At 66.4% G+C, this 18,169-nt stretch carries 15 protein-coding genes; 10 read left to right on the top strand and 5 right to left on the bottom strand.

What is annotated here, in order from left to right:
* Positions 1-77: 77 nt before the first annotated feature.
* From OKW45_RS21995 to OKW45_RS21985, 3 genes are all read right to left on the bottom strand, one after another.
* On the bottom strand, positions 78-1,061 hold the full coding sequence (locus OKW45_RS21995) for a sugar kinase (RefSeq protein ID WP_429471083.1): 984 nt from the start codon (positions 1,059-1,061) through the stop codon (positions 78-80).
* A 129-nt stretch (positions 1,062-1,190) separates the two neighbouring features.
* Positions 1,191-1,985: a sugar phosphate isomerase/epimerase family protein gene (locus OKW45_RS21990; protein WP_429471081.1), complete on the bottom strand. Its 795-nt coding sequence runs from the start codon at positions 1,983-1,985 to the stop codon at positions 1,191-1,193.
* Positions 1,986-2,221: 236 nt separating this feature from the next.
* Positions 2,222-3,115 (bottom strand): LysR family transcriptional regulator, encoded by an 894-nt coding sequence (locus tag OKW45_RS21985; RefSeq protein WP_429471079.1) that lies wholly within the window; start codon positions 3,113-3,115, stop codon positions 2,222-2,224.
* A gap of 132 nt (positions 3,116-3,247) precedes the next feature.
* On the opposite strand from OKW45_RS21985, the gene OKW45_RS21980 reads away from it, so the two are divergent.
* From OKW45_RS21980 to OKW45_RS21955, 6 genes are all read left to right on the top strand, one after another.
* Positions 3,248-4,327 (top strand): YeiH family protein, encoded by a 1,080-nt coding sequence (locus tag OKW45_RS21980; RefSeq protein ID WP_429471077.1) that lies wholly within the window; start codon positions 3,248-3,250, stop codon positions 4,325-4,327.
* A gap of 202 nt (positions 4,328-4,529) precedes the next feature.
* The gene (locus tag OKW45_RS21975; RefSeq protein WP_429471075.1) at positions 4,530-5,267 is read left to right on the top strand and encodes a glutathione S-transferase; all 738 of its coding nucleotides are present in this window, start codon (positions 4,530-4,532) and stop codon (positions 5,265-5,267) included.
* Between the two features lie 112 nt (positions 5,268-5,379).
* A complete protein-coding gene (locus OKW45_RS21970; protein WP_429471073.1) occupies positions 5,380-7,113 on the top strand; it encodes a ClcB-like voltage-gated chloride channel protein in 1,734 nt (577 codons plus the stop codon).
* 141 nt (positions 7,114-7,254) lie between these two features.
* Positions 7,255-8,592, top strand: coding sequence for a C45 family autoproteolytic acyltransferase/hydrolase (locus tag OKW45_RS21965; protein ID WP_018417726.1), 1,338 nt, complete (start codon positions 7,255-7,257; stop codon positions 8,590-8,592).
* Between the two features lie 214 nt (positions 8,593-8,806).
* Positions 8,807-9,061, top strand: a complete 255-nt coding sequence (locus OKW45_RS21960) for a hypothetical protein (protein WP_429471072.1) — start codon at positions 8,807-8,809, stop codon at positions 9,059-9,061.
* 190 nt (positions 9,062-9,251) lie between these two features.
* Positions 9,252-9,482, top strand: a complete 231-nt coding sequence (locus tag OKW45_RS21955; RefSeq protein ID WP_018417724.1) for a DUF2795 domain-containing protein — start codon at positions 9,252-9,254, stop codon at positions 9,480-9,482.
* Positions 9,483-9,513: 31 nt separating this feature from the next.
* On the opposite strand, the gene OKW45_RS21950 is transcribed toward OKW45_RS21955, so the two are convergent.
* Positions 9,514-10,578 (bottom strand): LysR family transcriptional regulator, encoded by a 1,065-nt coding sequence (locus OKW45_RS21950; protein WP_429471070.1) that lies wholly within the window; start codon positions 10,576-10,578, stop codon positions 9,514-9,516.
* A gap of 269 nt (positions 10,579-10,847) precedes the next feature.
* Between OKW45_RS21950 and OKW45_RS21945 the strand changes: the two genes are divergently transcribed.
* Positions 10,848-11,060: a hypothetical protein gene (locus OKW45_RS21945; protein ID WP_018417722.1), complete on the top strand. Its 213-nt coding sequence runs from the start codon at positions 10,848-10,850 to the stop codon at positions 11,058-11,060.
* 85 nt (positions 11,061-11,145) lie between these two features.
* Here OKW45_RS21945 and OKW45_RS21940 read toward each other — a convergent pair whose 3' ends face one another.
* Positions 11,146-11,763 carry a TetR/AcrR family transcriptional regulator gene (locus tag OKW45_RS21940; protein WP_233849069.1) on the bottom strand — a complete coding sequence of 206 codons (618 nt, stop codon included), beginning with the start codon at positions 11,761-11,763 and terminating at the stop codon, positions 11,146-11,148.
* Positions 11,764-11,980: 217 nt separating this feature from the next.
* Between OKW45_RS21940 and OKW45_RS21935 the strand changes: the two genes are divergently transcribed.
* From OKW45_RS21935 to OKW45_RS21925, 3 genes are read left to right on the top strand one after another with little or no spacing between them, the layout of a single operon-like run.
* Positions 11,981-13,129, top strand: a complete 1,149-nt coding sequence (locus OKW45_RS21935; RefSeq protein ID WP_429471067.1) for an efflux RND transporter periplasmic adaptor subunit — start codon at positions 11,981-11,983, stop codon at positions 13,127-13,129.
* Positions 13,126-16,254: an efflux RND transporter permease subunit gene (locus OKW45_RS21930; protein ID WP_429471065.1), complete on the top strand. Its 3,129-nt coding sequence runs from the start codon at positions 13,126-13,128 to the stop codon at positions 16,252-16,254. The genes OKW45_RS21935 and OKW45_RS21930 overlap by 4 nt, the downstream gene beginning before the upstream one ends.
* 14 nt (positions 16,255-16,268) lie before the next feature.
* Positions 16,269-17,801, top strand: coding sequence for an efflux transporter outer membrane subunit (locus tag OKW45_RS21925; RefSeq protein WP_429471063.1), 1,533 nt, complete (start codon positions 16,269-16,271; stop codon positions 17,799-17,801).
* Positions 17,802-18,169: the final 368 nt, after the last annotated feature.

The following is an 18,169-nucleotide window of genomic DNA, read 5'->3' as shown; positions in this document are numbered from 1 at the left end:
CTGGGCGCGCTGTGGGCGCTCTTGTTGTCGTCGATGCTGGTTGTGGATGCAGCGCTATCGATGCGGTCCGATCCGCGTCAGGCCGCGCTTGCGATGCCCGGTACTTCGGCCAGCTCCAGCGCGTCGAGTTCGGCGCGGCTCGGCAAACCTTCCGAATCGCCGATCACCTGGATCGCGAGCGCGCCGATCCGATTGCCACGCGCGACCGCCTGCGCGAGCGTGCGGCCTTCGAGCAGCGCGCTGATCACGCCGACCGCGAAACCATCGCCCGCGCCGACCGTATCGACGACGTTCGCGACCGGCCGGCCGGCGATCGTCGCGGCATCGGTCGCGGTGCGGTAATACGCGCCCTGCGCGCCGAGCTTGACGATCACGCCGCGCGCGCCGCGCTCGAGATAGAACTTCGCGATGTCCTCCGGCTGCGTGTGGCCGGTCAGAATCTCGCCCTCGCCGATGCCGGGCAGCACCCAGTCGGCGAGCGCGGCGAGCGCGTTCAAGCCTTCGACCATCGCCGCGCGCGAGGGCCACAGCGTCGGACGCAGGTTCGGGTCGAACGAGATCGTCCTGCCTGCAGCGCGCATTTCGCGGGCCAGGTGGAATGCGAGTTCGCGCGAGCTTGCCGAGATCGCCGGAGCGACGCCGGTCAGATGCAGATGACGCGCGGGCAGCACGTAATCGGCGACGTAGTCGTCGAGCGACAGATGGCTCGCCGCCGAGCCCTTGCGGAAGTATTCGACCGCCGGGTCGCTGCCGTCGTCGCTCTTCGACTTCAGCTGGAAGCCGGTCGGATGGCGCGCGTCGGTGCTCACGCATTGCTGGTCGATGCCCTCTTTCGTCAGCGTGTCGCGCACGTACCGGCCGAACGAATCGTCGCCGACGCGGCTCATCCAGCCCACCCTGAAGCCGAGTCGGGACAAGCCGATCGCGACGTTCAGATCCGCGCCGGCGATGCGCTTCGTGAAGTGCCCAACGCCCGCGAGCGGGCCGGCTTCGGCGGCGACGAACATCGCCATCGCTTCGCCGTAGGTGATCACGTCGAGGGCGGGGTAAAGGTGGGTCATGCCGGGCTCCTGGTGGTGCTTCTGATGCGGTGATTCGTGTTGCGTGGAATGCGTTCCTTGCTGCCTGAGTTGCTGCCTCGTCTGCTATACGGCTTCGACCGAGGCGCTTCGTGATGCCGCGTCGCGCGTCTACACGCGCGCAAGCCAGCTCACATAACGCGCGGCATCCGCGTCGATCCGGCTCGGATCGAACGGAAACTCGATGCCGCGCGGCACATCGCGCGGCAGCCGGTCGAGGAGCGCGAGGAATGGCGCGTCATCCTCGGCCGGCGCGCTCGCAAAGCGCCGCGCACCCTCACCCGTGGTGGTTTTGCAATGGATGTACTCGACGTACGGCGCGAGCTGCGGCGCGATGTGTAGCGGCGCAACGTCGAGCCACGCCCAGTTGCCGGTATCGAACGTCATGCCGAGCACGCCCGCGTGGCCTTCTCGCGCGAGCGCATCGAACAGCCCGACGAACTGCGCGGGCGAGCCGCCCTGCGCCAGTTGCCCGTTTTCGACGACGAGCCGTGGCTGCGCAACGCCCGTGGTGCCCGAGCCGCCCGCGACGTGCGCGACGATGGCCGCGCCGTGAGCCTCGCCCGCGAAGCCGCCGAGTTGCAGCTTGACGAAGCGCGCGCCGAGCGCGGCCGCCTGATCGAGCGCGACACGCAGTGCGTCGGTATCGAGCTGGCCGTCCGCCGCGTACAACGATGCCGGCGTCGAGAACACCGACCACAGCCCGAGATCGGCCAACGCCGCGCCGAGCGCGCGCAGCCGTTGCGGGTCCGCGTCCGCGTCGCTCGCGAATAGCTCCCGGCGCACTTCGAAACCCGCCGCGCCGGCGCGCTTTGCCGCCTGCGCCCATTTCAGATGGCCGTCGGCGCGCACCGCATTCACACCGAACGCGCTGGCGACGACCACGATCTCCACTGCATCAGCCATGTCCAACTCACTCAATCCTGACGCGAAACCGCTTTTGGAACCGGTTCCAACCAAACTTCGAAAAAAAGCGCCGAGGCGCTGCGATGTGCGAATGGTGCTCGGGACAGCCATCGCGCACCATAGAGGAAATCCCCAGGCGCGGCCGGCATACGGCGGGCGTGAAGCGAAGCGCGCCGGCCATGGCAGCGCCCCGCGCGGGTTCGGCTTCTCGACCCCATACGCTGCCAGCGCGGAAGTCAGCCGGCCTCGTCCGCGACGCACATCGCCAGAAACTGCTCGACCACCCGCGACGGCGCGCTTGCATGCGGCACCAGAATCGACAGCCGCCGCGTCAGCGGCTGCGGGCTCAGCGACATGAGCCGCAGCGCACCGTTCTCATGCCGCATCGACATCGCCGACACGAAACCGACACCCATCCCCGCCCGCACCGCCTCCTTCACCCCTTCGACCCCCGCGATTTCGAGCGCCACGCGCATCGGCACGCCCGCGCGCGCGAACTCGCGCTCGACCGTCTGCCGCACGCCCGATCCTTCCTCGCGCAGCACCAGCGGATACGCGCCGAACGCGGCCAGCTCGATGCGCCCGCCGTTTTCCGCCTGCGCGAGCGGATGCGAGCGCGGCATGATCGCGACGATCTCGTCCTCGCGCCACGCATGGACGACCGTGTCCGGCGGCAGATCGGCGCCGGCGGGACCCTCGATCATCGCAATATCGACCGAGCCGAGCGCGCCGACGATCTCGGCCGTGTTGCCGTTGGCGGTATGCACGGTCACGTGCGGATAGCGGCGATGGAATTCGGCGATCAGGTACGGCAGCAGGTAGCTCGCCGGCGTCGTGCTCGCGCCGATCCGCAAGGTGCCCTGTTCGAGACCGCGCAGCGCGTCGCGATAGGCATGCGCCTGCCGCCAGGTGTCGCGCAGCCGCGCCGCATAGGCGGCGAGCTGCTCGCCGGCTGGCGTCAGCCGCACCCCGCGGCCATCGCGCTGATACAGCGGCTCGCCGAACTCGTCCTGCAATTGCCGCAACTGGCCGGACACCGCCGGCTGCGACAGATGCAGCGCCACCGCCGCCCGGCTGATGTTGCGATGCTCAGCGACGGCAGCGAACGTTATAAGTTGATCCGGGGTCATCTCGCTTAAATATCCGTTGATCCGATACTTCACATTCTAAATCACGATTTTTCATATCGATATATCTAATTTAGGATTAGCCCCATTGCTGCCCATGCAGTCCCACGCAAGTCCGTTACGAAGCCACCGATCATGTCCACACCCACCGCCCCGCTCGCCGCCGCCTCCCCCGCGCTGTCCACCCGCGGCCAGCTCAACGGCGTACTGTTCGTCGCGCTGTTCGCCGCCGCGGTCACGCGCATCGCGGCGATTCCGGCGATTGCCGGCCTTGGCCTGAGTCCGCTGATCGTCGGCATCGTCGCGGGGGCGATCTACGGCAACGCGCTGCGCGACAGCATGCCGGTCAGTTGGGCGGCCGGCGTGAATTTCTCGGCGCGCAAGCTGCTGCGCATCGCGGTCGCGTTCTTCGGCTTGCGTGTGAGCCTGCAGGAAATCGCCCAGGTGGGCCTGCCGGGTCTCGCGGAGTCGGTGCTGATCGTCGTCAGCACGCTCGTGATCGGCACCTGGGCCGGCATGAAAATCATGAAGCTCGATCGCGACACCGCGCTCCTGACGGCGGCCGGCAGCGCGATCTGCGGCGCCGCCGCGGTGCTCGCGTTCGAATCGACGCTGCAATCGAAGCCGCACAAGAGCGCGATGGCGGTCGGCAGCGTCGTGCTGTTCGGCACGCTGTCGATGTTCCTCTACCCGGTACTGTTCAACGCAGGCTGGCTGCATCTCGACACGGTCGGCGCCGGCCTGTTCTTCGGCGGCACGATCCACGAGGTCGCGCAGGTGGTCGGCGCGGCGAGCAACGTGAGCCCCGAAGCGACGCACATCGCGACGATCGTCAAGATGACCCGCGTGATGCTGCTCGTGCCGGTATTGTTGGTGGTCGGCCTGTGGGTGAACCGCGCGACGCGCAGCGCGAAGGATGGCGGCACGGACGGCGCCGCCCCGCGCAAGCTGGCGATCCCCTGGTTCGCACTCGGCTTCCTCGCCTGCGTGGCGATCAACTCGCTGCATGTGCTGCCGGAAAGCGCCACCTCGACGCTGAACCTGTTCGACACCTTCGCGCTGACGATGGCGATGACCGCACTCGGCATGGAAACGCGCTTCTCGCAGATTCGCGAAGCGGGTCCGCGCGCGCTGACCACCGGCCTGATTCTGTACGTATGGCTGATCGCCGGCGGACTCGGCATCACATGGACCGTCCAGCACCTGTTCCGCTGAGCCGTCGCCGGCTGCCCCGCCTTCGCCGATACCCCGCCGCGCGCGGGGTTTTGCGCTTTCTGGCGCCCCATCCGGGCCGATCACACGGCATACTCGTTGCTGCGAACTTTGCTCCCACAACCCGCCTATGCATACGGTCCGATGGCAGCGGTGAAACTGCCTTCCCGCGATGCGTCCCGGCGACCGGAATGAGGATCGATCGATGAGCCTGGAACTGTACTACTGGGATGGCCTGCAAGGCCGCGGCGAATTCGTGCGGCTCGCGCTGGAGGAAGCCGGCGTCGACTATGTCGAAGTCGCGCGCGGCAAACCTTCGAAGGGCCTTGGCACCGAGGCGATGATGGCCGTGATGGACAGCCCCGACGAACCGTTTCCGCCGTTCGCGCCGCCGTTTCTTAAAGACGGCGATCTGGTGATCTCGCAGACCGCCAACATCCTGTTCTATCTCGGCCCGCGGCTCAAGCTCGCGCCGGAGGTGGACAGCCTGCGCTACGTCGCGAACGGCCTGCAACTGACGATCGCCGACGTCGTCACCGAAGCGCACGACACCCACCATCCGCTCGCGAGCGGCCTCTACTACGAGGAGCAGAAAGACGCGGCGAAGGTGCGCGCGCACGATTTCATCGACCATCGGATTCCGAAGTTCATGTCGTACTTCGAGCGCGTGCTCGCGCAGAATCCGGCTGGCGACAGCTTCATGGTCGGCGACACGCTGACCTATGTGGACCTGTCGATGTTCCAGCTGATCGACGGGCTGCTGTACGCGTTTCCGCGCGCGCTGAAACGCTTCGGCGAGCACTATCCGCGGCTCGCCGCGCTGCACGACATGGTGATCGCCAGACCGAACATCGCCGCGTATCTGGCCTCGGACCGGCGCATCGACCATAACGAAAGCTGCATCTTCCGGCACTATCCTGAACTCGACAAGGCGGCGACTTGAACCGCGCCGCCGGCCCCCGCCCGCTCGCCGCCGCGCGCCCGCCATTCGAGGCGGGCGCGCTGCTGTTGTGCCGCGGTTTTTTCAACCTTCCATCACGCCCCGTACCGACGACGTGCTTTCATTCCTGCTGAAGCTGCGCACCCGCGCCCAAAGCGTTTTCCGCCTCTCAGAAGCCCATACGGTGCTGGTCTGGGCCGTTGTGGTCGGCATTGCCGGCGCGTTGGCGACCATCGTGTTTCGCAAGGGCATCGAACTGCTGCAACTGGCGATTGCCGGCCGCTCCGGCAGCTTCGTCGACATGGCGCGCAGCCTACCGTGGACCATGCGCATCTGGCTGCCGGCCGCGGGTGGTCTCGTCGCCGGCGTTTTTCTGCTGATTGCGCAGCGTCACGCCGACACGAAAACGCACACCGACTACATGGAAGCGGTCGCGATCGGCGACGGCGTCGTGCCGGTGCGCCTGAGCCTGTGGCGCAGCGTGTCGTCGCTGTTCACGATCGCGAGCGGCGGTTCGATCGGCCGTGAAGGTCCGATGGTGCAGCTCGCGGCGCTCGCCTCGTCGCTGATCGGCCGCTGGGTCCACTTCGATCCGCCGCGGCTGCGCCTGCTCGTCGCGTGCGGCGCGGCGGCCGGTATCACGTCCGCGTACAGCGCGCCGATCGCGGGCGCGTTTTTCGTCACCGAGATCGTGCTCGGCTCGATCGCGATGGAAAGCTTCGGGCCGGTGCTGGTCGCGGCGGTCGTCGCGAACATCACGATGCGCGAGTTCGCCGGCTACAAGCCGCCCTACGAGATGCCGGAGTTTCCGACCGTGACCGGTCCCGAGGTGCTGCTGTTCGTCGCGCTCGGCGCGCTGTGCGGCGCGGCCGCGCCGCAGTTTCTGCGGCTGCTCGACGCATCGAAGGCGGCCTTTCGCAAGCTGCCGGTCGCATTGCCGGTGCGGCTCGCGCTCGGCGGTCTCGTGGTCGGCATCATTTCGGTCGCGGAGCCCGAGGTGTGGGGCAACGGCTACAGCGTCGTGAACTCGATCCTGCATTCGCCGTGGACATGGTCCGCGCTCCTGCTGGTGCTCGTCTGCAAGCTCGCGGCGACCGCGGCGACGGCCGGCTCCGGCGCGGTGGGCGGCGTGTTCACGCCGACGCTGTTCGTCGGCGCGGCGGTCGGCTCGCTGTTCGGCCAGGGCATGCACGCGTTGTGGCCGCATGCGACGTCGGCCTCTTACGCGTATGCGATGGTCGGCATGGGCGCATTCCTCGCGGGCGCGACCCAGGCGCCGCTGATGGCCATCCTGATGATCTTCGAGATGACGTTGAGCTATCAGGTCGTGCTGCCGCTGATGCTGTCGTGCGTGGTCGCGTATTTCATCGCGCGCGCGATCGGCAAGACCTCGATGTACGAGATTACGCTGCGCCGCAATCGCGAGGAGCAGGAGCGCTCGCGATTGCGCGCGACGCAGATGCGCGAGCTGATCCGCCCCGCGCAGACCGTCGTGCCGCCGAACGCGACCGTGCACGACATGACGCGCGTGTTCCTCGAGTATCCGGTCAAATATCTGTACGTCGCGAACGACTCGGGCGCGTTTCTCGGCGTGGTCGCGCTGAAGGACATCACGTCCGATCTGCTCGACCGGCACGACACGTCGATGAAAACCGCCGCCGATTATCTGCAGCCGCATTTCGACGTGCTGACGCCGGACATGTCGCTCGCCATCGCGTTACAGCACTTCATGGCGTTTCAGGGCGAGCGGCTGCCGGTGATCGAAAGCACCGCGCATCCGAAGCTCGCCGGCGTCGTCTACAAGACCTCGCTGCTCGATGCGTACTTCCGCATGAATCCGTCGCACTAGAGCTTTCGAAGGCTTCGCGGGGCGCGATGCAAAGCGCCGCGGATTCTCTACAATGGACAGACCGCCGGCTCTTCACGCGGCCGGCACGCGTGAGCCCAGCTTGGGCGCAGCGACAGCGCCCGCCGTATCGTCGGAGCGAAGATGAGCGAACCGTCCCCCGAGGCCGTACGCCGCGATCAGGCTGGCTGGATTTTCGTGCATATCGAAGGCGAGCCGTACGATCGCGGCGAGCAGCACGGCCAGTTGCTCGCCGACGAAATCAGAAACGCGATCCGCACCGCGCGCTATCTCGCCAAATGGGACACCGGCGAGGAGTTCGACACCTTCGTCAATGCCGCGACGAGCCAGTTCGCGAGCAAGCTCGACACCGAATTCGCCGATGAAATCCATGGCATCGCCGACGGCGCGAAGCTGCCGTTCGCCGAAGTGCTCGCGTGGAACGGCTACATGGATCTGCTGCAAAGCTGGTGGCCGACGCACGCCGCGCAGGCGCAGCCGCATCTGGGCGCGAAACTGTGGCGCGGCCGGCGCGGTCACCACTGCAGCGCGTTCATCGCGGCCGGCAACGCGACGCGCGACGGCCGCATCGTGATGGCGCACAACTCGTGGGACCGCTACGCGGCCGGCGACGCGTTCAACGTCGTGTTCGACATCGTGCCCGACCGCGGCAACCGAATCCTGATGCAGGGCCTGCCGGGCTGCATCTCGAGCCTGACCGATTTCTGGGTCACGGCGGCCGGCCTGATGATCACCGAAACCACGATCTCGAACTTCGCGGGCTACAACGCGGCCGGCGCGCCCGAGTTCTATCGCTCGCGGCGCGCGTCGCAATATGCGAACAGCATCAAGGAATGGTGCGACATGTTCTCGCTCGCGAACAACGGCGGCTACGCGAACAGCTGGCTGCTCGGCGACACGAAGACCGGCGAGATCGCGCGTTACGAACTCGGGCTGCACTATGCGGGCTTCGAGACCACCAAAGACGGTTTCTACAGCGGCTACAACACCGCGACGGATCTGAAGATCCGCAACCAGGAATGCATCGGCGAAGGCGAGGACTATACCGACGTGCGCAAGAACGGCGCGCGGCGTCTGCGTTTCATGCAGCTCGAGGAACTGCATCGCGGCAGCATCGACGTCGAGCTCGCGAAGCAGATGATCGCCGATCATCACGACGTCTATCTCGATCGCAACGACAACCCTTGCTCGCGCACGATCTGCGGGCATCTGGAGCTCGACGACGCGCGCTTCGGCGGCACCGATCACGGGCCGTTCAATCCGTGGGGCGCGAACGACGGCAAGGTGGTCGACAGCGAAATGGCCCGCGAGATGGCCTTCACCGCGCGCTGGGGGCATCCGTGCGGCCGGCCGTTCGACGCACAGGCGTTCATGAAGCGGCATCCGCAGTGGAACTGGTTGAACGGCTATATGCGCGACCGGCCGTCGTGGCCGTGGACGCGCTTCGACGTGCTGCGCTAGCGCATGGCGGACGCGCGCCTGTTCATGCGATGATGAAATTTACAATACGGTTTTGTCGCAAATGTGCGCGCGTTGCAGTATTTGCCATCTAAGATGGTAAGGAGCCTGGGCCGCGCAGCGCCATGCCGTCCTCGACTTGCACCGTCCTTTCGACGCGGGACGGCACAGGGTTTGCTCGATTGTCAGCGCCGCATGAGCTTTAGGAGGTCGGGCGATGAAAACCTCGACACTGTTAATCATGGTGACGCTGTCAGCCTCGTGCTTTGCCGCGCCGGTTCATACCGCGTCGGACAGCACGGATTCCATCACGCTTGCCCAACGCGCGAACGCCGCGCCGGTCGCGCCTCCGGCCCCAGACGTGTCGAGCACCGACGCCAGCCGTCCGCAGCACTGGGAGCATCTTGCGCTACCGAAGTCCCGACATCTGGAACGCAGCCTGACCGGGCAGAACGAGCATCTGACCACGTGAGGGCCGCCGCAACGGCGGGCGGCGGCGCGGCTACGACGGCGCGCCTGCCCGGTTTGCGCCGGCTGCCATGACGATGGGGGCGATGCGCGCGGGATTGCGACAGACTGCGAGAAACTCATCGCGGCGAGGCGCTGGCTTTTCGCGGCAGCAATAACAACGTGACTAATTTAAGCTCACCAGGAGCATGCGCATGACGGCCTCGGACATCCCCGGCGAATCGATCGATCTGCAGATCGCCGATCTTCTCAGCGAAGTCGAATTCCCGACCAACAAGGATGCACTCGTCGACGCCGCGCGTGAAGCCGGCGCGAGCAACGAGGTGTTGGCGATGCTCGATGGTATGCCGGAGCAGGATTATGTCGACGTCGAGTCGGTCACGCGCCTGATCGGCGGCAACTATGGCCCGGGCTTAGGGATCTGAACCCGGATTCAGCCTCGCTTCACCTCACACGTCAGAACTGCGACGCCGCCGCGATCCGCGCGCGCGCCACCCGCGTCACACGGCGCGTCGTGCGGCTGGTTTCGAGCGCGTCGTCGGCGATCTCGCGCGCCGTCAGAGCGTCGGACGCGCTCACCTCGACCACCGCCCGCACCGGCGCCACGCTACGGGAATCCCGCGCCCGTGCGCTTTCCGGCTGGAAATGCTCGACCAGATGGTCGATGAACGTCCGCACCTTCGCCGGCAGATGCAGCCGGCTCGGATACGCAATCGTGATTTCGATGGGCGGCAGACTGTACGCGTCGAGCAGGCGCACGAGCCGCCCCGCCGTCAGATCACGGCAGATCAGGTAGCTCGGCAGGATCGCCACGCCCATGCCGAGCAGCGCGAACTGTCGCAGCATCTCGGCGTTGTTCGCCGCGATCGCGTTGGTCGGCCGCACCCGCACTTCGCCGGCCGGCCCATTGAACACGCGCTCCTCGCCGCCCTGCTCGGCCGGCCTGCTCAGACACGAATGCCTGAGCAGATCCTCGGGGCGCTTCGGCGTGCCGTGTTGCGCCAGATACTCGGGCGTCGCGCAGACCGTCATGTATCCGGTTGTCAACCGCCGCGTGACGATGCTCGCGCTGCGCATGTGCCGCGCAGCCAGGATGCCGACGTCGAAGCCCTCTTCGACCAGATCGACGTGGCGGTCGGCGAGCGTGACGTCGGGCACGACGTCGGGATAGCGCGCCGCGTACGACTGCACGACCGGCGCGAGACTGTGCAATCCGAACACGACCGGCGCGACGATGCGCAGCGTGCCGACCGGCTCGTGATTGCGCGCCACCACCATCTGCTCGACGTTTTCGAGATCGGCGAGGATGTGGCGTACGCGCTCCAGATAGGTCGCGCCCGATTCGGTCAGCGAAAGACGGCGGGTGGTGCGGTTCAGCAGTCGCGTGCCGAGCCGCGCTTCGAGATCCGCGACGTGCCGCGTGACGACCGCGGTGGACAGATCCAGCGCGCCCGACGCGCCGACGAAACTGCCGAGGTCCGCCACCTTGACGAACACGCGCATCGACTGCAGTTGATTCATGGGACGACTCCTGCCTCGGTAAAGCCGGGCCGGCGCAACCGTTGCCGCCTGTGTTGACCCGCGCCGCATGGGCGCGCGCGGGTCCGCCCAACGCAACCGATTCTAGCTATAGGACATGTCCCAACCCTGACCCAGACATGACATTCCGGTCAGATTCGGCGCGGCGTGTCCATCGCGCCACTATTACGGTGTCTATCGTGGATTTTAGCTAGGTATAAACCCTAGTCTCTGGTAAGATAGCGGCCAAAGAAAGTTACCGCTACACCGCCATGCCACATCGTTTTCGTCTGCTGGAAAAGATCGCATTTTCGCTGGTTTGCTGGTCGGCCGCCGCGAGCTCGGCCTATATCGGCTACGAGCGCTGCCCCGATATCAAGGTTGCCCTGCACGCCGGGGAAAAATTCCTCGACGCCAGCGGCCAATACGCATTCGCGTGCGCGGCGCCCGCCGCCGAGGCCTGCGCACGACTGCCGGTCGAATGATTTTTCCGCCTTGAACCGTATCTGATGCGCGATCCCTCCGGGTCGCGCATTCGCGCATCTGCGCCTCCAAGCTCAACGGCTACCGTTACGCATCGCGCCCGAACACCACGCGCGAGAAAAACCCCGCCAACACCGTTTCGGCCATCTCCGTCGGCACATTCTGCGGATCGACCGTGTAGAAGAACTGCACGCCGTCGCACAGACCCATCAGGCCGATCGCGAGCTGCTCGGGCGGCATCGACATCGGCGTGCCCACGCGCTCCGAAAACTCGCGCACATAGGCGCTCAACTGTTCGATCTTTTCGTGCATGAACGCGTTGAAGCGCAGCCGGAAACGGCCGTCGCGGACCGCCAGCAGCTTCGCCTCGACCCACAACAGAAAACACTTGTTCTCGCGATGCAGCGAGCTGTAGTAGCGCAGCACGCGCGCCTCCATCTCCTCGCGCGACGCCGCGCTTTCGAAGATCGCATGCAGGCCCGCCTGCATCGCTTCGTGATCGCGCCGCAATAACTCCAGAAACAGCTCGGTCTTGCTGCGGAAGTTCGAATAGAACGCGCCGCGCGTATAGCCGGCCGCCGCCGCGATGTCCTCGACACTCGCCGCGACGAAGCCCTTCTTCATGAAAGTTGCCTGCGCGGCATCGAGCAGCCGCTCCCGCGTCTGGTCCTTGCTCTGCTCTCTTGTCAGTCTTTGACGTTTCATGGCCGCAAGCCTAGCACCCAAAAGAATTCAAATCCATCCATACATTCAGATACAGGACTGTATTAGAATGCGTCTCGTCATTCAAAGCCATCCCTGTATGCCATTAGCATGACGCGGCATGCGGTCTTCGCTGGCGGGCCGCGCGGCTTGCCGTGTTCGTTCGCTGTCTCCAGTTGGGGTAATTGTGAAGCGTCCCGGTTCTCCCGCATCGTCAGCGATGCGCCAGCAGTCTCCCCCATCCTCTCACCGCGGTTTCTCCAGGCAGACCTGCGCGCTGGCGCTGGCAGGCGTGCTCGCGCTCGCGGCCTGCTCGAAGAAGGAAGCCGCGGCGCCCGCGCCGCGCCCGGTGGTCGCGCTCGCCGTGCATGCGGACGGCCACGCGCTGCAGGCGGCGTCGCTGCCCGGCGAAGTGCAGGCGCGCTATTCGACGCCGCTGTCGTTCCGCGTCGCCGGCAAGATCATCGAGCGGCGGGTACGGCTCGGCGACACGGTGAAAAGCGGCGAAGTCGTCGCGCTGCTCGACCCGGCCGATGCGCAGAAAAACGCCGCGAGCACGCAGGCGCAGCTCGACGCCGCGCAGCACAACCTCGTCTATGCGCAGCAGCAGCTCGAACGCGACAGGGCGCAGGCCAAAGAAAACCTGATCGCGCCCGCGCAGCTCGAACAGACCACCAACGCCTACGCGTCCGCGCTCGCGCAGCGCGATCAGGCGCAGCAGCAGGCGGCACTCGCGAAGAACCAGCTGCAGTACACGACGCTCGTCGCCGGTCATGCGGGCGTCATCACGGCTGAACAGGCGGACACGGGCCAGAACGTGTCGGCGGGTCAGGCTGTCTACAACCTCGCGTGGAGCGGCGACGTCGACGTGCTGTGCGACGTGCCCGAAAGCGCGCTCGCCGCATTCGCGGTCGGCCAGAACGCGAGCGTCACGCTCGCCGCGCTGCCGGGCCGCAAGCTCCGCGCACGCGTGCGCGAGCTGTCGCCGGCCGCCGATCCGCAAAGCCGCACCTGGCGCGCGCGTCTGACCCTGCTCGATGCCGGCGCCGACGTGCGCCTCGGCATGACCGCCGACGTCACGCCGGCCGTGCCGCTCGCCGCGGCGGCCGCGCAGCACGGCGTGTTCACGCTGCCGGTCACCGCGCTATTTCACGAGGGGCGCGAACCGGCCGTGTGGGTCGTGCGCGCCGCGGACAACACGCTCGAACTGCGTCGCGTGACCGTTACGCGCTACTACGAGCGCACGTTCGTCGTCAGCGATGGCCTGAAAGATGGCGAAAGCGTCGTGCTGCAAGGCGTGCACACCGTGAGCGCCGGCCAGAAAGTCCGCGCGATCGCGCCGCTGCATCCCGAGGACTTCGCTTCATGAGCACGTCGCACGAAGAAGGACGCTTCAATCTGTCCGCGTGGGCGCTGCGTCATCAGGCGCTGGTCGTATTCCTGATCGCGCTCGCCACCGCGTTCGGCATCCTCGCCTACACGCGGCTCGCGCAGTCGGAAGACCCGCCCTTCACGTTCCGCGTGATGGTGATCCGCACGTACTGGCCGGGTGCCACCGCGCGCCAGGTGCAGGAGCAGTTGACCGATCGCATCGGCCGCAAGCTGCAGGAAACACCGTACATCGATTTCGTGCGCAGCTACTCGCGTCCCGGCGAATCGCTGATCTTCTTCACGATGAAGGACTCGGCGCCGGTGAGCCAGGTGCCCGAGACGTGGTACCAGGTGCGCAAGAAAGTCGGTGACATCGCGGCGACCTTGCCGTCGGGCATCCAGGGCCCGTTCTTCAACGACGAATTCGGCGACGTCTACACCAACATCTACACGCTCGAAGGCGACGGCTTTTCCGCCGCGCAACTGCACGATTACGCGGACCAGCTACGCTCGGTGCTGCTGCGCGTGCCGGGCGTCGGCAAGGTCGACTATTTCGGCGACCCCGATCAGCACATCTACATCGAGATCGCGAACACGCAGTTGACGCGTCTCGGGATCTCGCCACAACAGCTTGGGCAGGCGATCAACGCGCAGAACACGATCGCTCCCGCAGGTACGCTGACCACCACCGACGACCGCGTGTTCGTGCGTCCGAGCGGCCAGTTCAATGATGTCAATGCACTCGCCGACACGCTGATCCGCATCAACAACCGCACGTTCCGTCTCGGCGACATCGCGACGATCAAGCGCGGCTACGACGACCCGGTCGTCACGCAGATGCGCTTCGGCGGCAAACCCGTGCTCGGTATCGGCGTGACGATGCAGCCGGGCGGCGACGTGATCCGCCTCGGCCGCGCGCTCGATCAGCAGATGACCCAACTGCGCGCCGCGCTGCCCGCCGGATTGAATCTCGTCGAAGTATCGAGCATGCCGCACGCGGTCGCGCGCTCGGTCAACGACTTCCTCGAAGCGGTCGCCGAAGCGGTCGCGATCGTGCTGATCGTGAGCCTCGTGTCGCTCGGCGTGCGCACCGGCATGGTGGTCGTGATCTCGATTCCGGTGGTGCTCGCGGTCACCGCGCTGTGCATGTACCTGTTCGATATCGGCCTGCACAAGGTATCGCTCGGCACCCTCGTGCTCGCGCTCGGCCTGCTCGTCGACGATGCGATCATCGCGGTCGAAATGATGTCGGTGAAGCTCGAGCAAGGCTGGAACCGCACGCGCGCCGCGGCCTTCGCGTACACCAGCACCGCGTTTCCGATGCTGACCGGCACGCTCGTCACCGTATCCGGCTTCCTGCCGATCGCGCTCGCGAAGTCGAGCACCGGCGAGTACACGCGCTCGATCTTCGAGGTGTCGGCGATCGCGCTGATCGCGTCGTGGCTCGCGGCGGTCGTGCTGATTCCGCTGCTCGGCTATCACATGCTGCCCGAGCGCAAGCGCCATGCGCACGAGCCTGACGATCACGAACATGACATCTACGACACGCGCTTCTACACGCGTTTGCGCGGCTGGGTCGGCTGGTGCATCGAGCGGCGCTTCGTCGTGCTCGCGATCACCGTGCTGCTGTTCGTGCTCGCGATGGCCGGCTTCTCGCTCGTGCCGCAGCAGTTCTTCCCGAGCTCGGACCGGCCGGAGTTGCTGGTCGATGTGCGGCTGCCCGAAGGCGCGTCGTTCGATGCAACGCTGCGCCAGGCGCAGCGCCTCGAGCAGGTTCTCAAAGGCCGGCCTGAAATCGATCACTCCGTCAGCTTCGTCGGCACCGGCGCGCCGCGCTTCTATCTGCCGCTCGATCAGCAATTGCAGCAGCCGAACTTCGCACAGTTCGTGATCACCGCGAAGTCGGTCAAGGATCGCGAGAAGCTCGCGCAGTGGCTCGAACCGGAGTTGTTCAACAACTTCCCGGCGATCCGCACGCGCCTGTCGCGCCTCGAGAATGGGCCGCCGGTCGGCTATCCGGTGCAGTTCCGCGTGAGCGGCGACGACATCGCGACCGTGCGCTCGATCGCCGAACGCGTCGCCGCGACGATGCGCGCCAATCGCGGCACGCGCAATGTGCAGTTCGACTGGGACGAACCCGCCGAGCGCTCGGTGCGCTTCGAGATCGACCAGAAACGCGCGCGCGAACTCGGCGTGACGTCCGAAGACATCGCCAGCTTCCTCGCGATGACGATGTCCGGCTACACGGTCACGCAGTATCGGGAGCGCGACAAGCTGATCAGCGTCGATCTGCGCGCACCTCGCGCCGAACGCGTCGACCCGTCGCTGCTGACCGCGCTCGCGATGCCGACGCCGAACGGGCCGGTGCCGCTCGGCACGCTCGGACATCTGCGCAACGACCTCGAATACGGCGTGATCTGGGAACGCGACCGTCAGCCGACCATCACCGTGCAGTCGGACGTGTCGGCCGGCGCGCAAGGCATCGACGTCACGCACGCGGTGGACCGCGCGCTCGCGCCGATCCGCGCGACGCTGCCGGTCGGCTACCGGATCGAGATCGGTGGCTCCGTCGAGGAAAGCGCGAAGGGTCAAACCTCGATCAACGCGCAGATTCCGATCATGGTGATCGCGGTGCTCATGCTGCTGATGATCCAGCTGCAAAGCTTCGCGCGCGTGCTGATGGTCGTGCTGACCGCGCCGCTCGGCTTGATCGGCGTCGTGCTCACTTTGCTGCTGTTCGGCCAGCCGTTCGGCTTCGTCGCGATGCTCGGCGTGATCGCGATGTTCGGCATCATCATGCGCAACTCGGTGATCCTCGTCGATCAGATCGAGCAGGACATTGCGTCGGGGCACAAGCGTTTCGATGCGATCGTCGGCGCGACCGTGCGGCGGTTCCGGCCGATCACGCTGACCGCCGCGGCCGCCGTGCTCGCGCTGATCCCGCTGCTGCGCTCGAACTTCTTCGGGCCGATGGCGACCGCGCTGATGGGAGGCATCACGAGCGCGACGATCCTCACGCTGTTCTATCTGCCCGCGTTGTACGCCGCGTCGTTCCGCGTACGCGCCGACGAGCGCGAGCCGCAGACGCCGTCCGGTGCCGGCGCCACGCACACGGGTAACTGAGCATGAGCACGAGCATGACTATTCCCGCCCTATCCCGCCACCGCCGCGCGCACTTCGACGCGCTGGCCCGTACCACGCTTGCCACCGGCATCGCCAGCATCACTTGCATGCTCGGCGCCTGCTCGTTCGGACCGAACGGCGACCCGCCCGCGATGCCGCAGCCCGCGCACTACGGTGCCGAGCCGCTACCGACGCAAACCGTGCCCGCGCAGGGCGTCACGCAGGAGTTCGTGACCGGCGCGCAGCCGGTGCCCGAATGGTGGAAGCTGTACCGCTCGGCTGCGCTGAACGCGCTCGTCGACGAAGGCCTCCGCAACAGTCCGACGCTCGACGCGACCGACCGCAGTCTCGCCGCCGCGCGCGAGCAATTGCGCGCGCAGGTCGGCAGCTCGCTGCTGCCGACCATCGACGCCGGCGGCCAGGCCACCCGCAATCGCGCGCTCGCGATCCCCGAGATCGGACCGAACACGTTTCTGTACAACGTGTTCGTCGGTCAGTTGCAGGCGCACTACACGTTCGATCTGTTCGGCGCCGCGCGGCTCGCGAACGCGGCGCTCGCCGCGCGCGTGAACGTGCAGGTCTACCAGCTCGAGGCGGCGCGGCGAGCGCTCGCCGCGAACATCGTGACCGCGACGATCACGAGCGCCGCGCTGCATGCTCAGATCGATACGACCGAGCGGCTCGTGGTCCTCGCCAACGATCAGGCGCGCGATACCGAACGGCGCTTCGCGCTCGGCGCGGTATCGCATGCCGATCTGCTGAACGCGCAGCAGAGCGCGGCGAGCGTGTCGGCGAGTCTGCCGGCGCTGAAGCAACAGTGGCTCACTACGCGTCACGCGCTCGCGGTGCTGCTTGGCCGCACACCCGATGCCGCGCCCGACGACATCGATCTCGCGCAGTTGCATGTGCCGGAGCAGGTGCCGGTGGTCGTGCCGTCGGAGCTGCTGCGCACGCGACCTGACATCGAGGCCGCCGACGCCGCGCTGAAGGCCGCGGCGACCGATGTCGGCGTCGCCACCGCGCAGATGTTCCCGAGTCTGTCGCTGTCGGCATCGATGGGACAAGGCGGGTTTAGCTGGCCGGTCGCGATGTCCGGTGCGGGGGCCATCTGGAGCATCGGCGCGTCGCTGTCGCAACCGCTGTTTCATGGCGGCGCGCTGCTCGCGCAGCGCCGCGCGGCGCAGCACACGTACGAAGCGAGCGTGTCGCAGTACAAACAGACTGTGCTGGCCGCGTTTCAGAACGTCGCCGACACGCTCGCCTCGCTCGAGCACGACGCGCAGTCGCTCGATGCCGCGAACGTCGCCGCGCGTTCGGCACAGGGCGTGTTCAACGAGACCTCGGCGCGCTATCGGCTCGGCGCGCTGCCCGTCGCCGCGACGCGTTCGAGCGAGCAGCAATGGCGCAACGCGCAACTCGATGAGATCCGTTATACGAGCGCGCGGCTGACGGATACGGCCGCGTTGTTTCAGGCGATGGGGAATCCGCCGGTTGATCAAAGAGGGACGTCGTCTGCCGGTACATCGAACACAATCGCATCGAATTAAACCTGGGATTCCCTACGGAGTGCGGCGCACTTATCCCCAGTTTGTGTTGACAGACTTGTTGATAAGCCTGGGGCTAAGCGTCTAACTGCTTGAAGCGAATCGCATTGTCGTGCACGTCATGCAAGGGAGCAGCTTTGAAGCAATAGAGCGCGGTCGGGCGGAATCACGACGGGAAAACAACGGCCGGGTCAGTTATCCACAGAATGTGTTGAAAGACCTGTTGATAAGGCCTGGAGATCGCGCCCAAGTGCTTGAGCGCGCGATGGATTCAGCCGCCGATACATTCGCGCACGCAGGCCGTAAAGAAGGAACGGGTCAGTAGGGAACCGTTAACCGACCATTCAACAGAGGGCGGCGAACTCGCCGAC

Origin of the sequence: Paraburkholderia lebeckiae (genome assembly GCF_050436225.1) — a bacterium.
Classification (GTDB): domain Bacteria; phylum Pseudomonadota; class Gammaproteobacteria; order Burkholderiales; family Burkholderiaceae; genus Paraburkholderia; species Paraburkholderia tuberum.
The sequence above is the reverse complement of the archived record's forward strand: the minus strand, read 5'-3'. Positions and strand labels throughout refer to the sequence as shown.